The sequence below is a fragment of the Microbacterium sp. zg.Y909 genome (assembly GCF_024626565.1).
This window is the reverse complement of record NZ_JANJFJ010000566.1, coordinates 1-2,058: the sequence shown is the minus strand read 5'-3', so window position 1 is coordinate 2,058 and position 2,058 is coordinate 1. Positions and strand designations below refer to the sequence as shown.

The following is a 2,058-nucleotide window of genomic DNA, read 5'->3' as shown; positions in this document are numbered from 1 at the left end:
CCGGCGAGTCCGGTACCGGCGCCGCGGGTGACGACGGGCGTGCGGGTCGCGGTGGCGATCTGCATCGTCTGCTGCACGTCGGCGATGGATGCCGCGTGCACGACGGCCAGGGGGGCCGCGGAGGACGCGTGGCCGGACTTGTCGGCGCGGGCGGCGTCGAGCGCTTCGTGGGAGGTGTCGACCCGGCTGCCGAGCGCCTCGCGCAGCAGCGCGACCACATCGGTCGCCTGCTGCGCGGCGGTGCTCATGCCAGGCGTCGCCGGCCGGACAGCACGCCGACGGTGACGGCGACCACGGCGAAGCCGAGTCCGACCCACGCGTTGCCCAGTGCCCACCAGGCGATCGTCGCGGCCGCGTACACCAGCAGCTCGACGAGGGCCCGCACGAACGGGTGCACCGCGAGCACCGCGCGGGGCGAGACGAACAGCGCCCAGATCAGGATGGCGACGACAGGGGCGCCAATGCCGACGACGAGGTTCCAGGGGAAGTCCCAGGCGATGAAGCCCCAGAAGGCCAGCGTGCCGAACGCGAAGAGCCCGCAGAGGACGGACAGCACGTCGACCACGTTCAGAGGGGCGCGCATGCCGGGCTGCTGCTCGGCGCGCTGCGGCTGCGGCTCGGCGGGTTTCGCGGGGCGCACGGACGGCAGATCGGACATGGCTTCAGTCTACGTCCGGCGCGGGAGCAGCCCGCCGGGGGCCGCTACGCCGGAACGCCGTCCACCCACACCGTCCGCACGGTGAGGTCGGCGTCCAGCAGCACGGCGTCGGCCGTCGCGCCGACGGCGAGCGACCCCGCCTGCGCGCCGATCGCACGCGCGGGGACGGCGGTGAGCGCCGCGACCGCGTCCGGCATCGAGACGCCGCACCGTGCGGTGACCATCCGCAGCGCGGCATCCTGCGTCAGCGTCGACCCCGCGATCGATCCGCCGTCGTCCAGGCGCGCCACCCCGTCGGTCACCGTCACCGCGAGCCCGCCGAGCATGTAGGCGCCGTCTGCCGAGCCGGCCGCGCCCATCGCGTCGGTGATGAGGGCGACGCGGCAGGGAGCGCCGGCGAAGACCAGCCGCATCACATCGGGGTGCACGTGGGTCCCGTCGGCGATGAGCTCGAGCGTGACCCGCTCGTCCCTCATCGCCGCGACGACGGGGCCCGGATCCCGGTGGTGGATGCCGCGCATGCCGTTGAAGGCATGGGTGAGGATCGTCGCACCCGCGTCGAACGCGCGCCGGGCGGCGTCGGCGTCGGCGTCGGTGTGCCCCACCGCCACGGCGACGCCTGCCGCGGTGAACCGGCGGATGGCGTCGTCCGCTCCGGGAAGCTCGGGGGCGAGCGTCACCTGCCGGATGGTGCCGTCTCCGGCAGCGAGCAGGCGGTCGACGGCGGCCGCGTCCGGCGCCCGCAGCAGCCCGGGCGTGTGCGCGCCCTTGTAGCCGAGGTCCAGGAACGGGCCTTCGAGGTGCGAGCCGAGGATCGTGGCATCTGCCCGGGCCAGGCGGGCGACCGTGGTGACGCGGGAGACCATGTCGTCGATCGATGCCGTCACGAGCGACAGCACCGCCCGCGTCGTGCCGTGGGCGCGGTGCATCGCGCGCGCCTCGGCGACGGCTTCCGGGCCGTCGTCGAACGCGTGACCCGCACCGCCGTGGCCGTGGACGTCGACGAAGCCGGGCGTCAGCCAGGCGCCGTCGCCGTCTTGCGCGTCGGCGGGGGAGAGGCCTCGCCAGGAGTCGCCCTGGCCGACGGCGGCGACACGGCCGCCCTGGAACGCCACCCAGGCGTCGTCGGTGATCTCACCGGCGTCGACGAGACGCACGCGGTGGATGACGAGGTCGACACGGGAAAAGCCCTGGGTCTGCACGGTAAGCCAGCGTAGCAACGCGGCACGCGCCGCCCGGGGCGCGGCGCCGCGGGTGAAGACGCCGGGTGGCGTCGACGGGGAGCGCGACGCGGCATCCGCTATGCTCTGGGTGTCGCGACTGGCGTTGAGGTGGGCCACCACCGGGGAGCGACCGACAAGGCATTCGACCGCACGCCTGGGCCGGGTCTCGATACGCCC

At 74.7% G+C, this 2,058-nt stretch carries 3 protein-coding genes and 1 riboswitch; all 3 genes read right to left on the bottom strand.

From position 1 onward, the window contains the following. Positions 1–248: FAD-binding protein (locus tag NQ160_RS22885; RefSeq protein ID WP_257517317.1), on the bottom strand; the 248-nt coding region annotated here is incomplete at its 3' end. Beyond that, the gene (locus NQ160_RS22880) at positions 245–658 is read right to left on the bottom strand and encodes a YrdB family protein (protein ID WP_257517316.1); all 414 of its coding nucleotides are present in this window, start codon (positions 656–658) and stop codon (positions 245–247) included. The genes NQ160_RS22885 and NQ160_RS22880, both read right to left, overlap by 4 nt. Before the next feature lie 44 nt (positions 659–702). Further along, positions 703–1,860 (bottom strand): N-acetylglucosamine-6-phosphate deacetylase, encoded by a 1,158-nt coding sequence (gene nagA / locus NQ160_RS22875; RefSeq protein WP_374113708.1) that lies wholly within the window; start codon positions 1,858–1,860, stop codon positions 703–705. Positions 1,861–1,964: 104 nt separating this feature from the next. Further along, positions 1,965–2,048: riboswitch (ZMP/ZTP riboswitch) on the top strand. Positions 2,049–2,058: the final 10 nt, after the last annotated feature.

Bases quoted from the DNA above. Each gene is read 5' to 3' on its own strand.
- NQ160_RS22880 (WP_257517316.1), bottom strand. From the start codon at position 658: ATGTCCGATCTGCCGTCCGTGCGCCCCGCGAAACCCGCCGAGCCGCAG.